Origin of the sequence: Saccharopolyspora griseoalba (assembly GCF_042665275.1) — a bacterium.
GTDB classification, from domain to species: domain Bacteria; phylum Actinomycetota; class Actinomycetes; order Mycobacteriales; family Pseudonocardiaceae; genus Saccharopolyspora; species Saccharopolyspora griseoalba.
This window is the reverse complement of sequence record NZ_JBHTCJ010000003.1, coordinates 185,066-205,110: the sequence shown is the minus strand read 5'-3', so window position 1 is coordinate 205,110 and position 20,045 is coordinate 185,066. Positions and strand designations below refer to the sequence as shown.

Below are 20,045 nucleotides of genomic sequence, written 5' to 3'. Positions count from 1 at the left end.
CCGATGACCGCCGCACCGCAGCCGGCCACTCAGGTCGTGACCGTCCAGGTCCGCTACTTCGCGGGCGCCCGCGCGGCCGCGGGCGTGCCCGAGGAGACCGTGCGGCTGAGCCGGCCCGCCACGGTCGCCGACGCACTCGCCGCGGCGCTGGCAGCGCGCGACGACGGGAAGCTGGCCCGGGTCGTGGAGGCGTGCAGCTTCCTGCTCGACGGGCTGGCCGTGCACGACCGCGGCGCGGCCATCGAGGCGGACACGACGCTGGACGTGCTGCCGCCGTTCGCGGGCGGCTGATTCCGCCCGCGCCCCTCCCCTCCCACCGGCGCCACGAGCCGGGCACTGCACTTCTCTGCGCGCGCGTACGAGCGCGTGCGCACGCGCAGATACAACATGTTCTGGCGTGTCGTACACACTCGAACGAGTGGATTTCCGGCACATTTTCGGGGCGCTCGCGGCCCGCTCGCGGCCCGTTCCCGACCGACCGGGTCGCGCACCTCGTCGGTTTCGAAATCTTCGCCCGGTTCAGCTAGCCCGATGATTACTCGCGGTCGACAGGCGAACACGATTCGCGATCATCGAAACGCGCGCCCGCAGCCGCTCGACCGGGGTGCACCAGGCGACCGCAACGGCTGTTGGCCGTGTGACGGCCGCTTCTCAACGGGAGTAACGAGGTGACTCAGGCCTCACTTACGGTGATCGATATCAGGACGGAAACGGCCCGATAACGACGCTCTGATCAGGTAAAACACCCTAGATCGACACCCCCTATCCCGGTGTTACTGTGACCAGCGTCACATGCTAGAAGATTTGGGATCTCCCCGTTGGTTACGTAGTGTCGCTCCTCGGTCGGCCCCGAACCGATCAGCAAGGAACCGCGAAGCCCGTGGCGCTGGACCTGCCCAGCGGGCTTCAACCCCGAAACGGAAACGAACCGGGCAGGAACGAGGGTTCACCTCAGGGCACCCCGACGCCCCGAGGCGTGCCGGCTCCCCGAGCCGGACGAGCCACCGAGGCTCGCCCCGCAAGCGCGGCAGGAGAGAGGGACATGTCTAGCCATAAGGGCAAGCACCGCAAGCCTTCTAACACCAAGCGCAACTTCGCCCGCTTCGCCGTCGCCGGCGCGGTCGTCGCAACCCCGATCGCGATCGCCGCTCCCGCCAACGCCGCGGACTGGGACATGCTCGCGCAGTGCGAGAGCAGCGGTGACTGGAGCACCAACACCGGCAACGGCTTCTACGGCGGCCTCCAGTTCACCCCCTCCACCTGGTCCGCCTACGGCGGTACCCAGTACGCCAGCAGCGCGCACCTGGCCACCCGCGAGCAGCAGATCGCGGTCGCCGAGAAGGTGCTGGCCTCGCAGGGCGAGAACGCCTGGCCCGCCTGCAGCTCGAAGCTGAACTGGACCAGCGGCTCCACCGACACCAGCTCCGAGGCGAGCACCTCGCAGCAGAGCACCGAGACGGAGACCGAGACGCAGTCCTCCCCGGTCAAGGCGTCCGGCGGTGACTACACCGTCAAGGCCGGCGACACGCTGAGCAAGATCGCCCAGTCCTACGGCGTGGACTACAAGTCCATCTTCAACAACAACACCGATGTGCTGACCGACCCGAACATGATCTTCCCGGGTCAGCAGCTCGACATCCGGTAACGACTGGCACGGCCGGTCTCCCCGCCGGCCGGCAGGAGTACGCGCCGTCTCCCCCGACACGGCACGTGCTTCCCTCCGGAACCCCCTCATCGCCTTGCCCCCAGCCACGATGAGGGGGTTCCGCTTTACCTCGAGGGCCTTCGCGCAAAGCCGGCCCCGCACCCGAAGGCGCGGGGCCGGCTCGCTCGGAGGACGACCGGAGGGCCCTCACGGGCAGTTGACCCACTCCTCGGTGTCGTCGTCGAAGACCTGGCGCTTCCAGATCGGCAGGCGGCGCTTGACCTCGTCGACCAGCTCGGAGCAGGCGTTGAAGGCCTGCTTGCGGTGCTCGGCGGCGACCGCGCAGCCCAGCGCCACATCACCGATCTTGAGCAGTCCGATGCGGTGCGAGACCGAGAGGGCGCGCACGCCCTCGAAGCGAGCGGCGATGTCGGCGGCGACCTCGGCGATCACCTCGTCGGCGCTGGGGTGACCGGTGTACTCCAGCTCCTGGACGCCGCGTCCGCCGTCGTGGTCGCGGACCACGCCGCCGAAGGTGACCACCGCGCCCGCCGCCCGGTGCTCCACCTGGCGCGCCAGGGCGTCCACCTCGATCGGCGCGTCGACGACGTCGGCGCGCAGCACCTCCGCAGCGGCGGTCGCGCCCGCCGGACGCGGGTGGTCGCCGCCGTTGAGCTGGTCGACCGCGTGGTCCAGGACCTCGGCGAGGACCCCCAGACCGTCCTTGACGCCGCCGCGCGAGCCGGGGAGGTTCACGATCAGCGTCCGGCCCGCCACCCCGGCCAAGCCGCGGGAGAGCACCGCCGTGGGCACCTTCGGCAGGCCCGCCGCGCGGATCGCGTCGGCCAGGCCCGGGACCGGTCGCTCGAGCACCTCGGCGGTGACCTCGGGAGTGCGGTCGGTGGGGTTGATCCCGGTTCCCCCGGTGGTGATCACCACGTCGGTCCCCGCGGCGACCGCCGCGCGCAGCTGCTCGCCGACCGGGTCGCCGTCGGGGACCACGATCGGATCGGGCGTGTCGTAGCCGCGCTCGCGCAGCCATTCGGCGATCACCGGGCCGGTGCGGTCCTCGTAGACCCCGGCCGCGGCGCGGTTGGACGCGGCGATCACGCGCGCCGTCCTCGGCATTTCGACCTCCCCAACGCGACGAACCGCCGCGTGCAACCGGTTTCGGCGGCGTCAGTCCCCGGAGCGCTCCCAGACGCCGGTCTTGCCGCCTTCCTTGCGCTCGACCCGCACGGCGTCGAGCACCGCTCCGGGGTCGACCGCCTTGATCATGTCGTGCAGCGCGAGCCCGGCCACCGAGACCGCGGTCAGCGCCTCCATCTCGACGCCGGTGCGGTCGGTGGTCTTGACCGCTGCGGTGATGCGCACGTCGGTGTCGCCGAGCTCCAGCTCGACCTTGGTTCCGGAGATGGCGATCGGGTGGCACAGCGGGATCAGGTCCGGCGTGCGCTTCGCACCCATGATCCCGGCCAACCGCGCGGTGGCCAGCGCGTCGCCCTTGGGCAGGCCGTCCCGGCGCAGCAGGCCGATCACCTCGGCGGTCGTGCGCACCACTCCGGTGGCCACGGCGCGCCGCGCGCTCTCCTGCTTCTCGGACACGTCCACCATCCGAGCCGCACCCGACTCGTCCACGTGCGTCAGCTCGTCCCGCCCCATACCCAGAGCCTAAAGCACCCGGGAGACACCCCGACCCGCCAACCGCCCGAAACCCGGCGCACCACCACCCCGACCGCCCCCGGAAAACCCTCGAAAACACCACCCGGATTGGGAGGCGATTCGGTGCACGGATTGGGAGGCGATTCGGTGCACGGATTGGGAGGCCATTCCGCACCCGGATTGGGAGGTGATTCCGGGGGTGGAACGGGTGGAGCCCCCGGGGTTGGGTCCGAGGGCTCCTGGTGGCGTGGGTGGGGGCTGGGTCAGAAGTCGAGGTCTTCGGCCATGCTCCAGGGGAGGGAGCTGCCGCCGGCCGAGGCGGGTTCGGCGGGTTTGGCCGCCAGCGCCGCCTTCTTGACCGCGTCGGCGACCGCCGGGGCGACCGCGTTGTCGAAGACGCTCGGGACGATGAACGAGGCGTTCAGGCGGTCCCCGTCGACCACGTCGGCGATGGCGTTGGAGGCCGCGATCATCATGTCGTCGGTGATCTCGTGCGCGTGCGCGTCCAGCAGGCCGCGGAACACGCCGGGGAAGGCCAGCACGTTGTTGATCTGGTTCGGGTAGTCGCTGCGCCCGGTGGCCACGATCTTGGCGTGCTGCTGCGCGGCCAGCGGGTCGATCTCCGGATCCGGGTTGGCCAGCGCGAACACGATCGCGTCCGAGTTCATCGAGGCGACGTCCTCGGCGGTGAGCAGGTTCGGAGCGGAGACCCCGATGAACACGTCGGCGTCCCGGACCGCGTCGGACAGCGTGCCGGTGCGGCCCTCGGCGTTGGTGGTCGCGGCGATGTTGCGCAGGTTCTCGTCGGTGTCGCCGCGGCCGGAGTGCACGATGCCGTCGATGTCCACCGCGATCACGTCGGCCGGCTTCTTGTGCTGCAGCAGCCGGATGATCGCCGAACCGGCCGCGCCGACGCCGCAGACGACCACGCGGCAGTCGGTGAGGTCCTTCTCGACCACGCGCAGCGCGTTGCGCAGCGCGCCGAGCACCACGATCGCGGTGCCGTGCTGGTCGTCGTGGAAGACCGGGATGTTGAGCTTGTCGCGCAGCCGGGCCTCGATCTCGAAGCAGCGCGGCGCGGCGATGTCCTCGAGGTTGATGCCGCCGTAGACCGGGGCGATCAGCTCGACGGCGCGGATGATCTCCTCGGTGTCCTGGGTGTCCAGGCACACCGGCCAGGCGTTGACGCCGGCGAACTTCTTGAACAGCGCCGCCTTGCCCTCCATCACCGGCAGCGCCGCCTCCGGGCCGATGTTGCCCAGGCCCAGCACGGCCGAGCCGTCGGTGACCACGGCGACGGCGTTGCGCTTGACGGTCAGCCTGCGCGCGTCGTCGGGGTTCTCGGCGATCGCGGTGCACACCCGGGCCACGCCCGGGGTGTAGGCGCGCGAGAGGTCGTCGCGGTTGGCCAGGGCCACGCGCGAGTTGACCTCGATCTTGCCGCCGAGGTGCACCAGGAAGGTCCGGTCGGAGATCTTGCGGACCCGCACGCCGGGCAGATCGCCGAGCAGACCGGTCAGGTCCTCGGCGTGGTCGGCCGACAGCGCGTTGCAGGTGATGTCGACGACGATCCGGTCGGCGTGCGACTCGACGACGTCGAAGGCGGTGATGACACCGCCGGCGCGCCCGATGGCGCTGGTCAGATCGCCGGCGGCGGTCGTCGACGGCGGCGCCTCGACGCGCACGGTGATGGAATAACCCGGACCTGGAACCGGCATGGCACACCCCTGTCGAGCGAACGGCTATGGACTTGGTGGGTGCCGTTCTTCGGCGGCCCCGCGGGGCCGCCGAAGCGATCGCCGAACCGGGATGCAAGCCCTCCGGGCCCGCCAAGCGACCGAAACTTCACCCAGTACGAAAAAGCCTAAAACTTTCTCGACTGTGAGCTAGATCCGGCCTGCTACCCATCGGTCGCCCTTGACACGCATCACTTGTTGATGCGCGTCTCCGGGTGCTCGTAGGGAACGCCGTCCAGCGGGAAGGTGGTGTCGCCGAACGGCGACAGCGCGCCCTGCTTGTCGGCCACCAGCTCGCTGACGGGGTGCTCACCGGCACCCGGCTGCGGCCAGGTCGGGTCGATCCGGTCCTTCTTGGTCTTGCCGGCCACGTGGTCCTCCTACCTTCCGGCTACGGGCACCACCCAGTCTGCCGCAACCCGGGCCGCGACCTCTCCCAAGGGTGCTGCGCACTACACCCCGGCCCGCCTTGTCAGGGACGGCGGCGCGGTGCTCGCCGCCGCGCTCGCCCGGGCGATCCGCCCAGCTGGGTATCGTGGCCGGGATGGTTTCGCTAGCGGAATGGCTGCGGGAGCGCAGCGACGACGAGCTCGTGGCGCTGCTCCGCGCCCGCCCCGACCTGGCCACCCCACCGCCTGCCGACACCTCCGTGCTGGCCACGCGCACCGGCGTGCGCTCCTCGGTGGCGCGCGCGTGCGAGGGCCTGGACTCCTTCGCCCTGTCCACCCTCGAAGCCCTGGTGCTGCTGGACGCCGACCAGGCGCCCGTGACCAGCGACCAGCTCGCCGAGATGCTCGGCGAGGGGATCACCCCGCAGCGCGTGCGCCGCTCCGCCGACGAGCTCGCGGGGCTGGCGCTGGCCTGGGGCGAGGACGAGCTGTCCATCCCGCCGACGGTGCGCGAGGTGCTGCCGAACTTCCCCGCCGGGCTGGGCCGCCCCGCCGAGCACCTCACCGCGGACGCGGCCGAGGCAGCGCTCGTCGAGCTCGACGACGAGGAGCGGCGCCTGGTCGAGCGGCTGGCGGGCGACTCCCCCGTCGGCCGCACCAAGGACGCCTCGGCGCACGTCCCGCTGGCCGAGGCCACCAATCCGGTCCAGCGGCTGCTGGCCAAGGGTTTGCTGCTGCGGCGCGACGCCGAGAACGTGGAGCTGCCCCGGCAGCTGGCCCTGGCGGTGCGCGGCGACCGGCCGATGGGCCGGGTCGAGCCGGAGGAGCCCTCCCCCGAGCTGATCGAGTCCGGTTCGGACCGGGTGGACTCCACCGCCGGGGGCGCCGCGCTGGAGCTGCTGCGCCACGTCGAGGAGCTCCTGCAGGCGTGGGAAGCCGACCCGCCGGACGTGCTGCGCTCGGGCGGGCTGGGCATCCGCGAGCTGCGCCGCACCGCCAAGGCCCTCGAGATCGACGAGGCGCACCTCGGGCTGCTGGTGGAGGTCGCGCACGCGGCGAACCTGATCAACAGCACCGATGACGCCGAGCCGCAGTGGCTGCCGACCATCCAGTCGGACACCTGGCTGGCCTCCCCGCCCGAGCAGCGCTGGGCCGCGCTGGCCGCCGCCTGGCTGGACCTGCCCCGGCTGCCCGGGCTGATCGGCGCCCGCGACGAGAAGGACCGGGTGCTCGGCCCGCTGTCGGAGGACCTGCGCAGGCCGCTGGCCCCGAAGGACCGCAGGCACGTGCTGTCCTACCTCGACGAGCTGCCCGGCGGGTTCGGCGTGCGCGCCGCGGACGCCGCGGCCGTGCTGGCCTGGCGCTCGCCGCGGCACGGCGGCAAGCTGCGCGACGACCTGGTGAGCTGGACGCTGGACGAGGCCACCAAGCTGGGCGTGATCGCGCTCGACGCGATGACCACCGCGGGCCGCGCGCTGGTGTTCGACGGACCGAGCACCGCGGCGCAGCTGCTCGGCGAGCAGCTGCCCGAGCCGCTGGACCACGTGCTGGTGCAGGCCGACCTGACGGTGGTCGCGCCGGGCCGGCTGGAGCCGGGGCTGGCCGCGGAGATGAAGCTGGTGGCCGACGTGGAGTCGGCGGGCAGCGCGACGGTCTACCGGATCGGCGAGGACAGCGTGCGCCGCGCGCTGGACGCCGGTCACACCGCCGAGGACCTGCACGCGCTGTTCCGGGAGCGCTCGCGCACGCCGATCCCGCAGTCGCTGACCTACCTGATCGACGACGTCGCCCGCAGGCACGGCAAGCTCCGCGCGGGCACCGCAGCGGCCTTCCTGCGCTGCGACGATCCGGTGGTGCTCGCCGAGGTGCTGGGCAAGCCGGAGACCGAGGACCTGGAGCTGCGCCGGATCGCGCCGACCGTGCTGGTCAGCCCGCTGCCGCTGGCCGACCTGGTGGACGGGCTGCGCGGCGCGGGGTTCGCCCCGGTGGCCGAGGGCCCGGACGGCAACGTGCTCGACCTGCGCACCAGCGGCCGCAGGGCTCGGGGGCGCAACCGGACCGCGCCGCCGGCCGGCATCACGACCCCGGACACCGCCCAGCTCGGCGAGCTGGTCACGCAGCTGCGCGCGGGCGACCGCTCGGCCAGGGCCCGGCGGGGCCGCGGCATCGCGCCGGAGCGGGGACGCCCCAGCGCCGAGGCCACGCTGCAGCTGCTGCGCACCGCCGCGGAGCGGGAGCAGCAGGTGCTGCTCGGCTTCGTCGACACCCACGGGCTGCGCAGCGAGGTCGTGGTCCGGCCGATCTCGGTCGGCGGCGGGGTGCTGCAGGGCGTGGACACGGCCAACGACCAGCCGGGGGCCTTCCCCCTGCACCGCATCACGACCGTCGCGCTGGTGGAGGAGTAGCCGCAGCAGTTTGGCCTAGAACTGCACCCCCTCTGGAGGTGCAGTTCTAGGCCAAACTGCGAGGAATCGGCCGCGTCAGGTCGTGGCCATGCGCTGGCGCATGGCGTGCTCGACCAGGGTGATCAGCGCCTGCTTGGTGGACTCGCGGTTGCGGGCGTCCACCGAGATCATCGGCACCGAGTCGGCGATGGTCAGCGCCTCGCGGACGTCCTCCTGGCGGTGGTGCATGACGCCGTCGAAGGTGTTCACCGCGACGATGTAGGGCAGCCCGCGGTCGTCGAAGAAGTCGATCGAGGCGAACGCGTCGGCCAGCCTGCGGGTGTCGACCAGCACGACCGCGCCGATGGCGCCGCGCACCAGGTCGTCCCACATGAACCAGAAGCGGTGCTGGCCCGGGGTGCCGAACAGGTAGAGGATCAGGTCGGAGTCCAACGACACGCGGCCGAAGTCCATCGCGACCGTGGTGGTGACCTTGCCCGGCGTGGCGCTGAGGTCGTCGACCCCCACGCTGGCCTCGGTCATCACCGCTTCGGTCGTCAACGGAACGATCTCCGAGACCGAACCGACGAACGTCGTCTTCCCGACACCGAAACCGCCGGCAACCACGATCTTCGTCGAGGTTTTCTGGTTGCCCGGCGTCGATCGGGGGTCAGAGCCTGCGAAGCCCACTGAGCACCCTCTCCAAGAACTCCATGGACGGCCGATCACCGACGACCATGCCACTGTCGTGAATCAGAACCTGCCCGGAATCGGCCATGTCGCCGATCAGCACCCGCACCACGCCGAGCGGAAGCCGCAGGTGAGCGGCGACCTCGGCCACGGAGCGGGCCTCCGTGCACAGCTCGGAGATCGAGCGGTGTTCGGGCCGGGATTGGGTCGCCTGCGCGCGACCGCGTTCGCTGGTGGTCACCAGTGTCTCGATGGCGAGATCGTGATCGGTGCGCGTGCGCCCCCTGGTGCGGGCGTAGGGCCGCACCAGCGAACCGCCGTCGTCGTCGGCGTCCACGTTGCCCGGCGCGGGGATGGCCGGCATGGAGCCCGAGATCGACGGCATGGACTGCGAGATCGGCGGCATCGGCTGCGAGATCGACGGCATCGACACCGACGGCGGACCGCTGTCGACCGGTCGCTGCCGCGGCTGCGGCTGATTCCCCTGCGGCTGCGGCTGCGGCTGCTGCGGATGGTTGCCGTTCTCCCCGTCGTAGCCGGAGCCGAACAGGTCGGCGCCTGGTCCGCCGAAGAGCGCGCGGTCGTAACCGCCGGAGTCACCGGCGGACTGCTGGTCCTCGACGAAGTCGTCCTGCCAGGACTCCGCGCTCAGTCGCTTGTTGTAGAGGCGGAACAGGTCACCGTCCCAGCTGGGCTCGGAACCGGCGTTCATGTGTCAGCTCCCCTCAGCGTCCCCAGCCGATTGATCACAGCGGATGATCACCGGCGGCCCATGCCCTGCAGCTGCGCGCGCAGCTCCGGGGTCAGCTGGCGGCCGACCCGCTCGACGAGCAGGGTCATCTCGTAGGCCACCAGGCCGATGTCGGCGTTCGGCGCGGCGAGCACGGCGAGGCAGGAGCCGTCGCTGATGGACATCAGGAACAGGTAGCCCTGCTCCATCTCGACGACGGTCTGGGTGACGTCGCCGGCCTCGAAGCACCTCGCGGCGCCCTGGGTGAGGCTGACCAGGCCGGAGGCCACGGCGGAGAGCTGTTCGGCGCGGTCCCTCGGCAAACCCTGGGAACCGGCCAGCAGCAGACCGTCGGCGGAGACCACGACCGAGTGCGCGACGCCGGGGACCCGACGTACGAAGTCGGTGATCAGCCAACTGAAGCTGTTGCTGCTCATCGGTTGCTGCACGGACCCGTTCACTCCTGCTCCTCGGGACGGCTCGGATTCGGGTTGGAATTCTCGGTTGAAGCCGGTTCGGACTTGGAGTGCCTGCCCCGCGAGACGCCCTGCTGGAAGTTGGCCATCCGACCGCGCACGGCGTCAGCCGAGCGCGGGGTGGCGGCCTTCCTCCGGGGTGCTTGCGGCGTCTGCGGCGCTGCCGAGCCGGGCACGAGGTTGGTCTTGGGCACCCGCTTGGGCAGTCCGGCCGACGTCGTCTCCTGGACCTCGGGGGTCTGCAGCAGCGCTTCGGCGGCCTTCCAGCCGACGTCCGCCGAACCCCAGCCCGGGTCGGGCGTGGTGGTCCGGGGGACCTCGTCGACCGTTCCGGGCTGCGCGGTCGGGCTCTCCGGCCGCGCGGCCGGTTCCGGATCGGCGGGCTCGGACTCCGCAGCTTCCGGCTCGTCCACGTCGGACTCCCGGAACCACTGCGAAAGAACGGCTTCGTAGATCGGTAGGCGTTGGGTGGGCGCGTCGTCCATGTCCCATGGCTCCCTCGGCTCGTCGTCGGCGAACGCCGGCGACCGGCCGTCGGAGTCCACCGGCGAGGAGTCCTCGCCCGCCCAGGACCGCGACGCCGGCTCGGGCCGGGTTCCGCTGCCTGGGGCGCCCTCGCCGTCACCGGGACCGAAGGCCGAGCCGATCCCGCTGCCGCCGAAGCCGTTGTTCGGGCCGCCGCCCGAGTCGAGCTCGGTGGGCGTGAAGCTCTGCGTCTTCGCGTCCTCGAACGGGCTGTGGAACAGGTCGGTGGAGGAGGTCTCCGACGGAACACCGCACTGTCCGTCGAACCCGGGATCCGCACTCGGCCAGGCGTCGGTCCCGACGACGTCGTCGTTGGGCGCCCGGTGGCCATCCTCCCATCGGGGGACATCGGTAGCGCCGAACGAATCGCCGTTGGCGAGTGTGACGGAGTACTCAGCGGGCAGTTCGGAGTCGTCGGAACCGGGCGTTTCGCCCGCGGCGCCCTCCGGGGCCGACGGGTCGGTGAAACCGGTCGGCGGCTCCGAGGTGCTCAGGCTGGGCAGCGAGGCGCGCTCGGTACCCGGGTCCAGCGCCGCGCCGTTGGTGCGCGCCCCGCCGCCGAACGCGGCGGCCAGGCCGGCGTGGTTGCCGGTGGACTCGACGCCGCCCAGCGAGGTCTCGCGCCTGCCGTCGCCCCCGATCGGGGCGCGCGGCACGTCCGGCATCGGGACCGGGCCGTCCGGCGTGAGCTGCATGACGTACTCGCCGTCGACGTGGACGGTGGCGGTGACACCGCCTTCGAGGCTCTCGTTGTTGTGCAGCTCGACGTGGATGTTGTGCCGCTGGGAGAGCTGGCCGACCACGAACAGACCCATCCGGCGGGAGACGGCGACGTCGATCTCCGGGGGCCGGGTGAGCCGCTCGTTGATCTCGTCGATCTCCGAGCTGTCGATGCCCACGCCGCGGTCGCGGATCTCGATGACCAGCTGGCCGCGCCGGTAGGCGGTGCGCACCGTGACCTCGGTGTCCGGGTTGGAGAACACCGTGGCGTTCTCCAGCAGCTCGGCGATGAGGTGCACGAAGTCGTTGACCACGCGGCCCTGCAGGGCCAGGTCGGGGGCGTCGACCACGGCGACCCTGGCGTACTGCTCGACCTCGGAGACCGCGGCGCCGAGGACCTCGTTGAGCGGCACCGGGCGGGTGGTGCGCCGGGTGAGGTCGGTGCCGCCGAGGATCAGCAGGTTCTCGTTGTTCCGCCGCATCCGGGTGGCCAGGTGGTCGAGCTCGAACAGCTGGGACAGCTGGTCCGGGTCCTGCTCGTCCTGCTCCAGCTTGTCGATCAGCGCCAGCTGGCGCTGCACCAGGGTCTGGCTGCGGCGGGCGAGGTTGACGAACAGGTCGTTGACGTTGTTGCGCAGCATGGCCTGCTCGACGGCCAGCCGCAGCGCCTGCTGGTGCACCGCGTCGAAGGTGCGGGCGACCTGCCCGATCTCCTCCCTGGTGTGCACCGGCACCGTCGGGACGGTGGTGTTGCTGGCCGCGTTCGGGCTGTCGGTGACCCGGTTGATCGCGTCCGGCAGGCTCTGCTGGGCGATCTCCAGCGCGCTGTAGCGCAGGGTGCGCAGCGGGCGCAGCATCGAGCGGGCGATGAAGGCCGCCACGCCGAAGGCCACGATCAGCAGCAGCGCGACCAGCGCGGCGTCCCGGACCAGCAGCCAGCGGGCCGAGTCGGCCAGCGCGGAGGCATCGCTGTGCAGGTCGTCGATGGCGTCGGACTCGACGGCGCGGACCAGGTCGGTGCGCTCGCCGGAGACCTGCGCCCAGGCCTGCGGGTCGATGCCCAGGTTCTGGTTCTCCTGGTCGTTGTCGTAGGCGATGAGCGCGGACTGCTCCATCTGCTCGGTGCGGTCCACCGCCGCACCGGCGACCCGCTGGTCGTAGAGCGCCCGCTGCTGCGGGGCGGCCGCGGCCTCGAACTCGGCGAAGGCGGCCTCGAAGCGCGCGTCCGCGGCGCGCATGGCGTCCGGCTGACCGGTGAGGAACTCGTTGCGCAGCGCCGCCGACAGCAGGATCGACCGCTCCTGGGCCAGCTGCTCCTTGGCGTCGCCGAGCGCCGCGACGGCCCTGGCGGCCTGGCTGGTCTCGGTGTTGGCCGCGGAGGTGGCCACCGCGGTGTTGATCTTCAGCAGGTTCTCGATCACCGAGTTGTAGGCGACGAGGGTCTGCGGGCTGGTGAATCCGGTGCTCACCGTCTGGCGCAGCGCCTGCAGGCTGTCCACCCGGTGCTCGGCGCTGTGGAACGCGCTCGCCACGCTCGGGCTGAACTCGTCGACCTGCGACTCGAAGGAGCGCAGCTTGTTCACCGCCTCGTCCACCCGGCGGTTCTGCGCGTCGTAGTCGCCGGCGTTGCCCCCGCCGTTGGCGGTGGTGCGCACGATCGCGATGTCCCGCTCGCGCTGCAGCTCGTGGGTGACCTCGGAGGCCTGCTGCACGAGCTGGACCTCGTCGACGATGGTCTGCATGCGCGACTCGGTGGCCAGGCCGTCGTAGAGACGCACACCACCCACGCCGAGCGCGGCCAGCGTCGGCACCAGCAGAACGGCGGCCATCTTGTACCTGAGGCGCCAGTTGCGCAGCCACCAGGACTTGTTGTGGCTGGCAGCCGGATCGGCTGCACCGGCTCCGGTCGCGGGGTCGTTGTTGAGCATCCCTGTTTCCTGCGCTGCGGCGGACATGTGCGGCACCGCCACGGCCTAGCCGTCCTTCCGAGCCGTGACAGCGAAGATCATTGTGGTGGGAAGGCGCCCGTCAACCGACCTGGACACGTCGGACACCCACGAGCGGGCCCGCGGCCTCGAACTCCCGCAGACCCTGACTCTGCCAGTCGGGCTTGCCATCACACTCCCTGGTCACAACGTGCAATCCCCCGAAGCAGAGGCCAGTCACCTCGACGGGCGAGACTATACTTAACCCGGCGTCACACGTCAGGCCCCCAATGGGAGCGTTAGTCACTCTTTAGAGTGGCCCAGGCAACATATAGGCCAAACGTGTGACCTAACTGTAGTTACGCCTGGTTGTGACCGGTTAGTTCAACGCTTTACAGTTCTCCTGCGCCCGGCCCCACCAAGATCCGAGAGCGAGCTCCCGAACATGGCACGGTCCTCGCCGATCTCCGGTCCCGGCGCGACGTCCACAGTGCACCCATGCCGCCCCCGGGGCATCCAGAGCACCAGCGGGGCCCAGGGGTCGTTTTGCGCCGAATCGGCGGCTGTACCCGGATTTCTTCGGCGCCCGCCCGCGCCGACGCAAGGAGGACTCACGATGAACCTGACCGACCGCGCCCTGTCGCGCCGAGGTCTGCTCAAGCTCGCAGGCGGCACCGCGACCGCGGGAGCCCTGATGGGCGCCAGCGGCTGCGGCCTGCTCGGCGGCTCCGAAGGCGCCGGCGGCGGCAACGGCCAGGTGGAGAAGCCGACCATCAAGGTCGGCGCGCTGCCGATCTCCGACCTCGCCCCGCTGCACCTCGCGGTGCGCGAGGGCCTGTTCGAGCAGGAGGGGCTCAAGGTCGAGATCGTCACCGCCTCGGACGGCAGCGCCGCGCTGTCCAGCACCATCGGCGGCGACTACGACATCACCTACTCCAGCTACGTCCCGTTCTTCGCGGCCCAGGCCAAGGGCGTGGCCGACCTCAAGATCGTGGCCGACTGCGGCGCGGGCGCGCCGAACACCACGGTGATCATGACGACGCCGGGCTCGGACGTGCGCACCCCGAAGGACCTGGCCAACTCCACCATCGCCATCTCCGGCCCGCGCACCATCTCGGAGCTGCTGGTCAAGGCGACCATGAAGGCCTACGGCGTGGACTTCGCCGGCAGCGAGTTCGCCCCGGTGCCGTTCCCGACCATGCCCGCCGCGCTGGAGCAGGGCCGGGTGGACGCGGCGATCCTGACCGAGCCGTTCCTGACCCAGGCCGCGCGCAAGATCGGCGCGGTCCCGGTGGCCGACACCAACACCGGCCCGCTGGAGGACCTGCCGCTGACCGGTTACGGCGCGACCGCGCAGTTCACCCAGGAGAACCCGAAGACCGTCGCGGCCTTCCAGCGCGCGATGGACAAGGCCGTGGCCGCCGCGCAGGACCGCAGCAAGGTCGAGCCGCTGCTGCCGGAGTTCGCCAAGGTGGACAAGCAGACGGCCTCGATCATGTCGCTGCTGAAGTTCAACTCCCGCCCGGACGCGACCCGGCTGCAGCGGGTGCCCCGCCTGATGAAGGAGTTCGGCTTCATCAACGCCGACATCGACGTGGCGAAGATGATCGTGCAACCCGCGAGCAACTGATCGGTGAATTCCGCGCGAAGGCCGCGGGAGGCTCGTCGAGCCTCCCGCGGCCTTTTTTCGATCGCTGGCCTTCCCCATTTTCAACATCGGCAACCGGAAATGCGCGCGATGATCACCCAGAGTTCCCGCCGGGAGCGCTCCGTGATGCGCGACACAGCATTGAGTAACTCAGGACAACGAGCTAATTACGTTTCGTTGTTCCCCGGGGTTCCGGCTTCTACAGTGCGAACCGCTGAAACGCCGGTCAGCCGGGAGAAGCAGCGCGACGGGCGCCCTCGGGCGCCACGGGTTCCGCTCCCGAGCGGACCACCCCTCCCGGCCTCGGCACCAGGTCGTGACACCCGCCATGCCAGGAGGATCCAGATGCGTCCGTCGTCCCGCGCCTTACCCCGCCGCGACCTGCTCAAGCTCGCCGGGGGCGTGGCCACCGCAGGAGCGCTGATGGGCTCCAGCGGCTGCGGCCTGCTCGGTGGCTCGCAGCAGCAGGAGTCGGCCGGGAACGGCCAGGTGGAGAAGGCCAGCATCAAGGTCGGCGCGCTGCCGACGGCCGAGCTCGCGCCGCTGCACTACGCCGTCAAGGAGGGCCTGTTCGAGCGCCACGGCCTCACCGTCGAGATCGCGCCCGCGTCCGACGGGGCGACCGCGCTGAACAACGCCATCGGCGGCGACTACGACATCACCTTCTCCAGCTACGTGCCGATCTTCGCAGCGCAGGCCAAGGGCGTGGCGAACCTCAAGATCATCGCCGACTGCGCGTCCGCGGTCCCGAACAGCTGCTTGATCATGTCCACCCCGAACTCCGGCGTGCGCACCCCGCAGGACCTGGCCGGCAAGCGGATCGCCATCAGCGGCACCGGCACCATCTCCGAGCTGATGGTCAAGGCCTCGATGAAGGCCAACAACGTGCCCTTCGACCAGGTGCGGTGGAGCCCGCTGGGCTTCGCGAACACGCCGAAGGCGCTGGCCGCGGGCGACGTGGACGCCGCGATGCTGGTCGAGCCCTTCCTCACGCTGGCCGCTCGCGACTCCGGCGCGGTACCGGTGCTGGACTGCGCCACCGGGCCGCTGGAGGACCTGCCGCTGGTCGGCTACGTCTCGAACGCGCAGTTCGCCGACCAGAACCCGAGGACCATCGAGGCCTTCCAGCGCGCGATGGGCGAGGCCGTGGCCGCCTGCCAGGACCGGGGCAAGGTCGAGCCGCTGCTGCCGGAATTCGCCAAGATCGATCAGCAGACGGCCTCGGTGATCACGCTGCTGAAACTGAACAACCGCCCGGACGCGACCCGCTTGCAGCGCATTCCGCGGCTAATGCTGGAATTCAACTACATCGACAAGAACATCGACGTGGCGAGCATGATCATCGCTCCGCCGCAGAGCTGATTGCGGGAAATGACGAGAACAATCCGGGGACTGCTCGGTCTGCTGGGCTTCCTGCTGGTGTGGGAGGCCTTCAGCAGGTCCGGCTTCGTCGCCCAGCAGTACCTGCCACCACCCACGACGGTGCTCACCAGGTTCGCGCAGCTGCTCGGTGACACCTCCTTCATCCTCGACCTGGTCGCCAGCGTGCTGGCCTGGGCCATCGCGCTGGGGATCTCGATCGCCATCGCCGTGCCGCTGGGCCTGCTGCTGGGCAGCGTGCGCGGCATCCGGGTGGCCACCCGGGCGATCATCGAGTTCCTCCGCCCGATCCCCTCGGTGGCGCTGATTCCGCTGGCCATCGTGCTCGTCGGGTCCGGGCCGGAGACCAAGATCGCGCTGGCCGTGTACGCGGCGGTGTGGCCGATCCTGTTCAACACGATCTACGCGCTCGACGAGATCGACCCGGTGATGGTCGACACGGCGCGCTCGTTCGGCCTGGGCCGCGGTCGCACCATGTTCACCGTGGCCCTGCCGCACGCCGCGCCGTTCGTGCTCACCGGCATCCGGATGTCGGCCACGGTCGCGCTGATCCTGGTGGTCAGCACCGAGTTCCTGGCAGGCGGCGGCAGCGGGCTGGGCAGCTTCGTGCTGGAGGCCAGCACCGGTGCCGGGCGGATGGACCTCGTGCTGGCCGGAACCCTGGTGGCGGGCATCGTCGGCTACCTGATCAACGAGGCGCTCGAACTGGTGCACAAGCGCGGGCTGCGCTGGAGCACGGTGGATCGGGAGGCGCTGTGAGCAAGACGCGTTCGTTCCTGCGGCAGTGGCTCGTGCTGATCGTGGCGATCGGGTTGTGGCAGCTGGTCACCCAGCTCGCCCAGCACCCGTTCTTCCCGCCGCCGAGCAAGATCGTGACCACCGCGGTCGAGAAGTGGTTCAGCGGACCGGCCTCCGGGCTGTTCCTGACCACCGAGGCGCACGCCGACATGCTGGCCAGCCTCGGCAGGGTCGCGTTCGGCTGGCTGCTGGCGGTGCTCATCGGCGTCACCCTCGGCGTGCTGCTCGGCCGGTCCCGGACGGCCCTGGACTACGTCGGGCCGCTGATGGCCTTCATGCGCGCCATCCCCTCGCCGGTGCTGGTGCCCGTGTTCATCGTGCTGCTGGGCATCGGCACCCAGATGCAGATCACCGTGATCGTGTTCAGCGTGGTGTGGCCGATCCTGCTCAACACCGTCGACGGGGCGCGCTCGGTGGACCAGGTGAAGTTCGACACCGCGCGCTCTTTCGGCATCCCCCGGGCGCACTGGATCTTCGGCGTGGTGCTTCCCGCCGCGGCGCCCAAGATCTTCGCCGGTCTTCGGGTTAGCCTGTCGTTGTCGCTGGTGGTCATGGTCGTGTCGGAGCTGGTCGGCTCCACCAACGGCATCGGCTACCGGCTCATGTTCGACCAGCGGCAGTTCGACTTCCCGGCGATGTGGGCGGGCATCGTGCTGCTGGGCGTCCTGGGATACCTACTGAACTCGCTGCTGCTCGTGGTGGAGCGCCGGGCGCTGAGCTGGCAGCCCACGTCGGGGAACCAAGTTGTCGGAGGCTGAGATGACCCGAACCAACCCCATGCTGGAAGTCTCCGGACTCGGGCACCGCTACGGCGGCGCGCACGGGCACGAGGCCATCTCCGAGCTCACCTTCGCGGTGGACACCGGCGAGCTGGCCTGCATCGTCGGCCCGTCCGGTTGCGGCAAGTCGACGCTGCTGCGGTCCATCTCCGGGCTGCTCACGCCGACCTCCGGCGACGTCCGCCTGCACGGCGACGACGTCAAGGGCTCGGTGCCCAGCGATCTCGCCGTGGTGTTCCAGGACTACAGCCGCTCGCTGTTCCCGTGGCTGTCGGTGCGCGCCAACGTCGAGTTCCCGCTGCGCTCCCGCGGCCTGAGCAAGTCCGAGCGGCGCTCGCGCTCCGACGAGGTGCTGGAGTGGGTCGGTCTCGCCGGGGCCGCCCGGAAGTACCCGTGGCAGCTCTCCGGCGGCATGCAGCAGCGGGTGTCCATCGCCCGGGCGCTGGCCTGCCGCCCCGCCCTGCTGCTGATGGACGAGCCGTTCGCCTCGGTGGACGCGCAGACCCGCTTCGAGCTGGAGGACCTGCTGCTGCGGGTGCGCAAGCAGTTCGACAGCACAGTGCTGCTGGTCACCCACGACATCGACGAGAGCATCTACCTGGCCGACCGGGTGTTCGTGCTGTCGAAGTCGCCGGCCACGGTGGTCAAGGACCTGGAGGTCCCGCTGGGCGAGGACCGCGACCAGATCAGCACGCGCGAGTCGGAGACCTTCGTGCACCTGCGCTCCGAGGTCGCCCGCCTCCTCGACGTCCGCAGCGCGGCCGCGCCCGCCGAGACGGCGTAGCCGGCGCGAAGCGAGAGGGGCCCGGCCGAGCGCGCTGCTCGACCGGGCCCCTTCGCGCGTTCGGCCGTCTCCGCCGGGCGCGTCAGCCCCTGCCGGCGCCGGGTCAGTACAGGAACCGCTGGCCCGGGTCGACCTTGACGTGCAGCAGGGTCGGCCCCCGCTTGCCGGCGAACTCCTCCTTGAGGGCCGCGTCCAGCTCCTCCGGGGAGGTGACCGGCTTGGCCGGGCAGCCCATGCTGCTGGCCAGATCGGCGAAGTCGATGCCCCCGAGGTCGACGCCGGGCAGCTTGCTGCCGCCGGCCGCCTCGCCGAGCACCGCCACCGCGGCGTAGCGGGAGTTGTCCAGGATCACGAAGGTCACCGGCGCTTGCTCGCGCACCGCGGTCCAGATCGCCTGCACCCCGTACATGCTGGAGCCGTCGCCGAGCAGCGCGACCGTGCGCCGCGACGGGTCGGCCATCGCCACGCCGACCGCGGCACCGATGCCGTAGCCCAGCGCGCCGGAGAACCCGGTGAAGAAGCCGCCGTCCCTGCTCACGATCGGGAAGTGCTCGTGCAGGTCGTTGCGGTGGCTCGGGGCCTCCTCGACCACGGCGGCGTCGGCGGGCAGCGCTGCGGTGATCGTGTCGAAGACGTAGGCCGCGGTCATCGGAGTGGAGGCGGCGGGCTTCTCCGGGCGGTCCATCGCCTTCGGCGCGTCCCGCACCAGCTTCTCGACCTGCGCGTTGACCTGCGGGATCGAGTGCGCCATGGTGCCCTGCACGCCGCGGCCGGTGCGGGCCCTGGCCAGCACGTCCGGGTCGTCGTGCACCAGGAACAGCTCGGGCAGCTCGACGTCGGTCTCGCCGCGGTAGACGTGGTAGGTGAACGCGGGCGCGCCCCAGACCACGACCAGGTCGTGCGCGGCGAGCTCCTGGCTGAGCAGCTTCTGCTCGGGCTGCAGGAAGCCCGCGAAGTTCGGGTGGTCCTCCGGGAACGAGCAGCGCGGGGACATCGGCGGCACCCACACCGCCGCGCCGGTCTTCTCCGCGAGCTCGACGAGCTCCTCGACCACGCCGTCCTGGTCCACCGCGGGGCCGGCCACGAACGCGGGCCTGGCGCTGCCGCGCAGCGCGGCGGCCAGCTCGCCCACCGCGCCCGGGTCCGGGGCGAATCCCGGGGTGCGCGGGCGCGCGGTGACCTCGACGCCGGGCTCGTCCCAGTCGTCGGCCGGGATGGACACGAACACCGGGCCGAACGGCGGGGTGGTCGCCATCTGGTGCGCGCGCTGCAGCGCGGCCGGGACGTCGGCGGCGCGGGCGGGCTCGTAGCTCCACTTCACGTAGGGCTTGGGGAAGTTGGCGGCCTCGGTGGCGCCGAGGAAGGGCTCGCCGAACATCACGGTGCGGGTCTGCTGCCCGGCGGTGATGATCATCGGCGTGCGGTTGCGGTAGGCGGTGAACACCGCGCCGAGCGCGTGGCCGACGCCACCGGCGGAGTGCAGGTTGACCAGCACCGGCTCGCGGCGCGACTGGGCGTAGCCGTCGGCCATCGACACCACCGCGGACTCCTGCAGCCCCAGCACGTAGCGGAAGTCGTCGGGCCACCCGGTCAGGAAGGGCACCTCCGTGGTGCCGGGGTTGCCGAACACCGTGGTGAGCCCCAGTTCGCGCATCAGTCCTCGGGTGATGTCGCGGACCGTGCGATCCTCGCTGGCCATCGAAGTCCTCCTCGTCCTGCGAATCCTGCCCTCATCACAGCAGAGCGGATGTCGTTAGCGGTAATAGAAAGGTGT

Annotated in this window: 17 protein-coding genes; 8 read left to right on the top strand and 9 right to left on the bottom strand. The window is 71.0% G+C overall.

Annotation, left to right across the window (positions count from 1 at the left end):
- Nucleotides 1-3: 3 nt before the first annotated feature.
- A complete protein-coding gene (locus ACFQRI_RS07440; protein ID WP_380665906.1) occupies nucleotides 4-291 on the top strand; it encodes a MoaD/ThiS family protein in 288 nt (95 codons plus the stop codon).
- A gap of 751 nt (nucleotides 292-1,042) precedes the next feature.
- Entirely contained in the window at nucleotides 1,043-1,645 is a 603-nt protein-coding gene (locus ACFQRI_RS07435) for a transglycosylase family protein (RefSeq protein WP_380665904.1), read from the top strand.
- Nucleotides 1,646-1,852: 207 nt separating this feature from the next.
- Here the strand turns inward: ACFQRI_RS07435 and ACFQRI_RS07430 are convergent, their stop codons facing one another.
- From ACFQRI_RS07430 to ACFQRI_RS07415, 4 genes are all read right to left on the bottom strand, one after another.
- Nucleotides 1,853-2,773, bottom strand: a complete 921-nt coding sequence (locus tag ACFQRI_RS07430; RefSeq protein WP_380665902.1) for a molybdenum cofactor biosynthesis protein MoaE — start codon at nucleotides 2,771-2,773, stop codon at nucleotides 1,853-1,855.
- Nucleotides 2,774-2,824: 51 nt separating this feature from the next.
- On the bottom strand, nucleotides 2,825-3,307 hold the full coding sequence (gene moaC, locus ACFQRI_RS07425; protein WP_380665899.1) for a cyclic pyranopterin monophosphate synthase MoaC: 483 nt from the start codon (nucleotides 3,305-3,307) through the stop codon (nucleotides 2,825-2,827).
- 263 nt (nucleotides 3,308-3,570) lie between these two features.
- Nucleotides 3,571-5,025 (bottom strand): NAD-dependent malic enzyme, encoded by a 1,455-nt coding sequence (locus tag ACFQRI_RS07420; RefSeq protein WP_380665897.1) that lies wholly within the window; start codon nucleotides 5,023-5,025, stop codon nucleotides 3,571-3,573.
- A gap of 209 nt (nucleotides 5,026-5,234) precedes the next feature.
- A complete protein-coding gene (locus ACFQRI_RS07415; RefSeq protein WP_380665895.1) occupies nucleotides 5,235-5,414 on the bottom strand; it encodes a hypothetical protein in 180 nt (59 codons plus the stop codon).
- Between the two features lie 173 nt (nucleotides 5,415-5,587).
- Here ACFQRI_RS07415 and ACFQRI_RS07410 point away from each other — a divergent pair, with 173 nt between their 5' ends.
- Nucleotides 5,588-7,837: a helicase-associated domain-containing protein gene (locus ACFQRI_RS07410; protein ID WP_380665893.1), complete on the top strand. Its 2,250-nt coding sequence runs from the start codon at nucleotides 5,588-5,590 to the stop codon at nucleotides 7,835-7,837.
- A 75-nt stretch (nucleotides 7,838-7,912) separates the two neighbouring features.
- On the opposite strand, the gene ACFQRI_RS07405 is transcribed toward ACFQRI_RS07410, so the two are convergent.
- From ACFQRI_RS07405 to ACFQRI_RS07390, 4 genes are read right to left on the bottom strand one after another with little or no spacing between them, the layout of a single operon-like run.
- Entirely contained in the window at nucleotides 7,913-8,506 is a 594-nt protein-coding gene (locus tag ACFQRI_RS07405; protein WP_380665891.1) for a GTP-binding protein, read from the bottom strand.
- Nucleotides 8,487-9,218, bottom strand: coding sequence for a DUF742 domain-containing protein (locus ACFQRI_RS07400; protein WP_380665889.1), 732 nt, complete (start codon nucleotides 9,216-9,218; stop codon nucleotides 8,487-8,489). The genes ACFQRI_RS07405 and ACFQRI_RS07400 overlap by 20 nt, the downstream gene beginning before the upstream one ends.
- 47 nt (nucleotides 9,219-9,265) lie before the next feature.
- Nucleotides 9,266-9,673 (bottom strand): roadblock/LC7 domain-containing protein, encoded by a 408-nt coding sequence (locus ACFQRI_RS07395; RefSeq protein ID WP_011873092.1) that lies wholly within the window; start codon nucleotides 9,671-9,673, stop codon nucleotides 9,266-9,268.
- 20 nt (nucleotides 9,674-9,693) lie between these two features.
- The gene (locus ACFQRI_RS07390; RefSeq protein WP_380665887.1) at nucleotides 9,694-12,912 is read right to left on the bottom strand and encodes a sensor histidine kinase; all 3,219 of its coding nucleotides are present in this window, start codon (nucleotides 12,910-12,912) and stop codon (nucleotides 9,694-9,696) included.
- A gap of 586 nt (nucleotides 12,913-13,498) precedes the next feature.
- On the opposite strand from ACFQRI_RS07390, the gene ACFQRI_RS07385 reads away from it, so the two are divergent.
- The 5 genes from ACFQRI_RS07385 (at nucleotide 13,499) to ACFQRI_RS07365 (ending at nucleotide 18,271) form a co-directional block, all read left to right on the top strand.
- Entirely contained in the window at nucleotides 13,499-14,512 is a 1,014-nt protein-coding gene (locus ACFQRI_RS07385) for an ABC transporter substrate-binding protein (RefSeq protein WP_380665885.1), read from the top strand.
- Between the two features lie 363 nt (nucleotides 14,513-14,875).
- On the top strand, nucleotides 14,876-15,892 hold the full coding sequence (locus tag ACFQRI_RS07380) for an ABC transporter substrate-binding protein (protein ID WP_380665883.1): 1,017 nt from the start codon (nucleotides 14,876-14,878) through the stop codon (nucleotides 15,890-15,892).
- Nucleotides 15,893-15,901: 9 nt separating this feature from the next.
- Nucleotides 15,902-16,669: an ABC transporter permease gene (locus ACFQRI_RS07375; protein WP_380665881.1), complete on the top strand. Its 768-nt coding sequence runs from the start codon at nucleotides 15,902-15,904 to the stop codon at nucleotides 16,667-16,669.
- Nucleotides 16,666-17,466 (top strand): ABC transporter permease, encoded by an 801-nt coding sequence (locus ACFQRI_RS07370; RefSeq protein ID WP_380665878.1) that lies wholly within the window; start codon nucleotides 16,666-16,668, stop codon nucleotides 17,464-17,466. Before ACFQRI_RS07375 ends, ACFQRI_RS07370 begins: the two co-directional genes overlap by 4 nt.
- A gap of 1 nt (nucleotide 17,467) precedes the next feature.
- Nucleotides 17,468-18,271 carry an ABC transporter ATP-binding protein gene (locus ACFQRI_RS07365; protein WP_380665876.1) on the top strand — a complete coding sequence of 268 codons (804 nt, stop codon included), beginning with the start codon at nucleotides 17,468-17,470 and terminating at the stop codon, nucleotides 18,269-18,271.
- A 103-nt stretch (nucleotides 18,272-18,374) separates the two neighbouring features.
- Here ACFQRI_RS07365 and mdlC read toward each other — a convergent pair whose 3' ends face one another.
- The gene (mdlC, locus tag ACFQRI_RS07360) at nucleotides 18,375-19,970 is read right to left on the bottom strand and encodes a benzoylformate decarboxylase (protein ID WP_380665874.1); all 1,596 of its coding nucleotides are present in this window, start codon (nucleotides 19,968-19,970) and stop codon (nucleotides 18,375-18,377) included.
- Nucleotides 19,971-20,045: the final 75 nt, after the last annotated feature.

What these genes read in the sequence shown, in the direction of transcription:
- ACFQRI_RS07400 (WP_380665889.1), bottom strand. Translation starts at nt 9,218, where the DNA reads ATGAACGCCGGTTCCGAGCCCAGCTGGGACGGTGACCTGTTCCGCCTC.
- ACFQRI_RS07420 (WP_380665897.1), bottom strand. Translation starts at nt 5,025, where the DNA reads ATGCCGGTTCCAGGTCCGGGTTATTCCATCACCGTGCGCGTCGAGGCG.
- ACFQRI_RS07380 (WP_380665883.1), top strand. Translation starts at nt 14,876, where the DNA reads ATGCGTCCGTCGTCCCGCGCCTTACCCCGCCGCGACCTGCTCAAGCTC.
- ACFQRI_RS07410 (WP_380665893.1), top strand. Translation starts at nt 5,588, where the DNA reads ATGGTTTCGCTAGCGGAATGGCTGCGGGAGCGCAGCGACGACGAGCTC.
- ACFQRI_RS07385 (WP_380665885.1), top strand. Translation starts at nt 13,499, where the DNA reads ATGAACCTGACCGACCGCGCCCTGTCGCGCCGAGGTCTGCTCAAGCTC.
- ACFQRI_RS07375 (WP_380665881.1), top strand. Translation starts at nt 15,902, where the DNA reads ATGACGAGAACAATCCGGGGACTGCTCGGTCTGCTGGGCTTCCTGCTG.
- ACFQRI_RS07365 (WP_380665876.1), top strand. Translation starts at nt 17,468, where the DNA reads ATGACCCGAACCAACCCCATGCTGGAAGTCTCCGGACTCGGGCACCGC.
- ACFQRI_RS07430 (WP_380665902.1), bottom strand. Translation starts at nt 2,773, where the DNA reads ATGCCGAGGACGGCGCGCGTGATCGCCGCGTCCAACCGCGCCGCGGCC.
- mdlC (WP_380665874.1), bottom strand. Translation starts at nt 19,970, where the DNA reads ATGGCCAGCGAGGATCGCACGGTCCGCGACATCACCCGAGGACTGATG.
- ACFQRI_RS07435 (WP_380665904.1), top strand. Translation starts at nt 1,043, where the DNA reads ATGTCTAGCCATAAGGGCAAGCACCGCAAGCCTTCTAACACCAAGCGC.
- ACFQRI_RS07395 (WP_011873092.1), bottom strand. Translation starts at nt 9,673, where the DNA reads ATGAGCAGCAACAGCTTCAGTTGGCTGATCACCGACTTCGTACGTCGG.
- ACFQRI_RS07440 (WP_380665906.1), top strand. Translation starts at nt 4, where the DNA reads ATGACCGCCGCACCGCAGCCGGCCACTCAGGTCGTGACCGTCCAGGTC.
- moaC (WP_380665899.1), bottom strand. Translation starts at nt 3,307, where the DNA reads ATGGGGCGGGACGAGCTGACGCACGTGGACGAGTCGGGTGCGGCTCGG.
- ACFQRI_RS07390 (WP_380665887.1), bottom strand. Translation starts at nt 12,912, where the DNA reads ATGTCCGCCGCAGCGCAGGAAACAGGGATGCTCAACAACGACCCCGCG.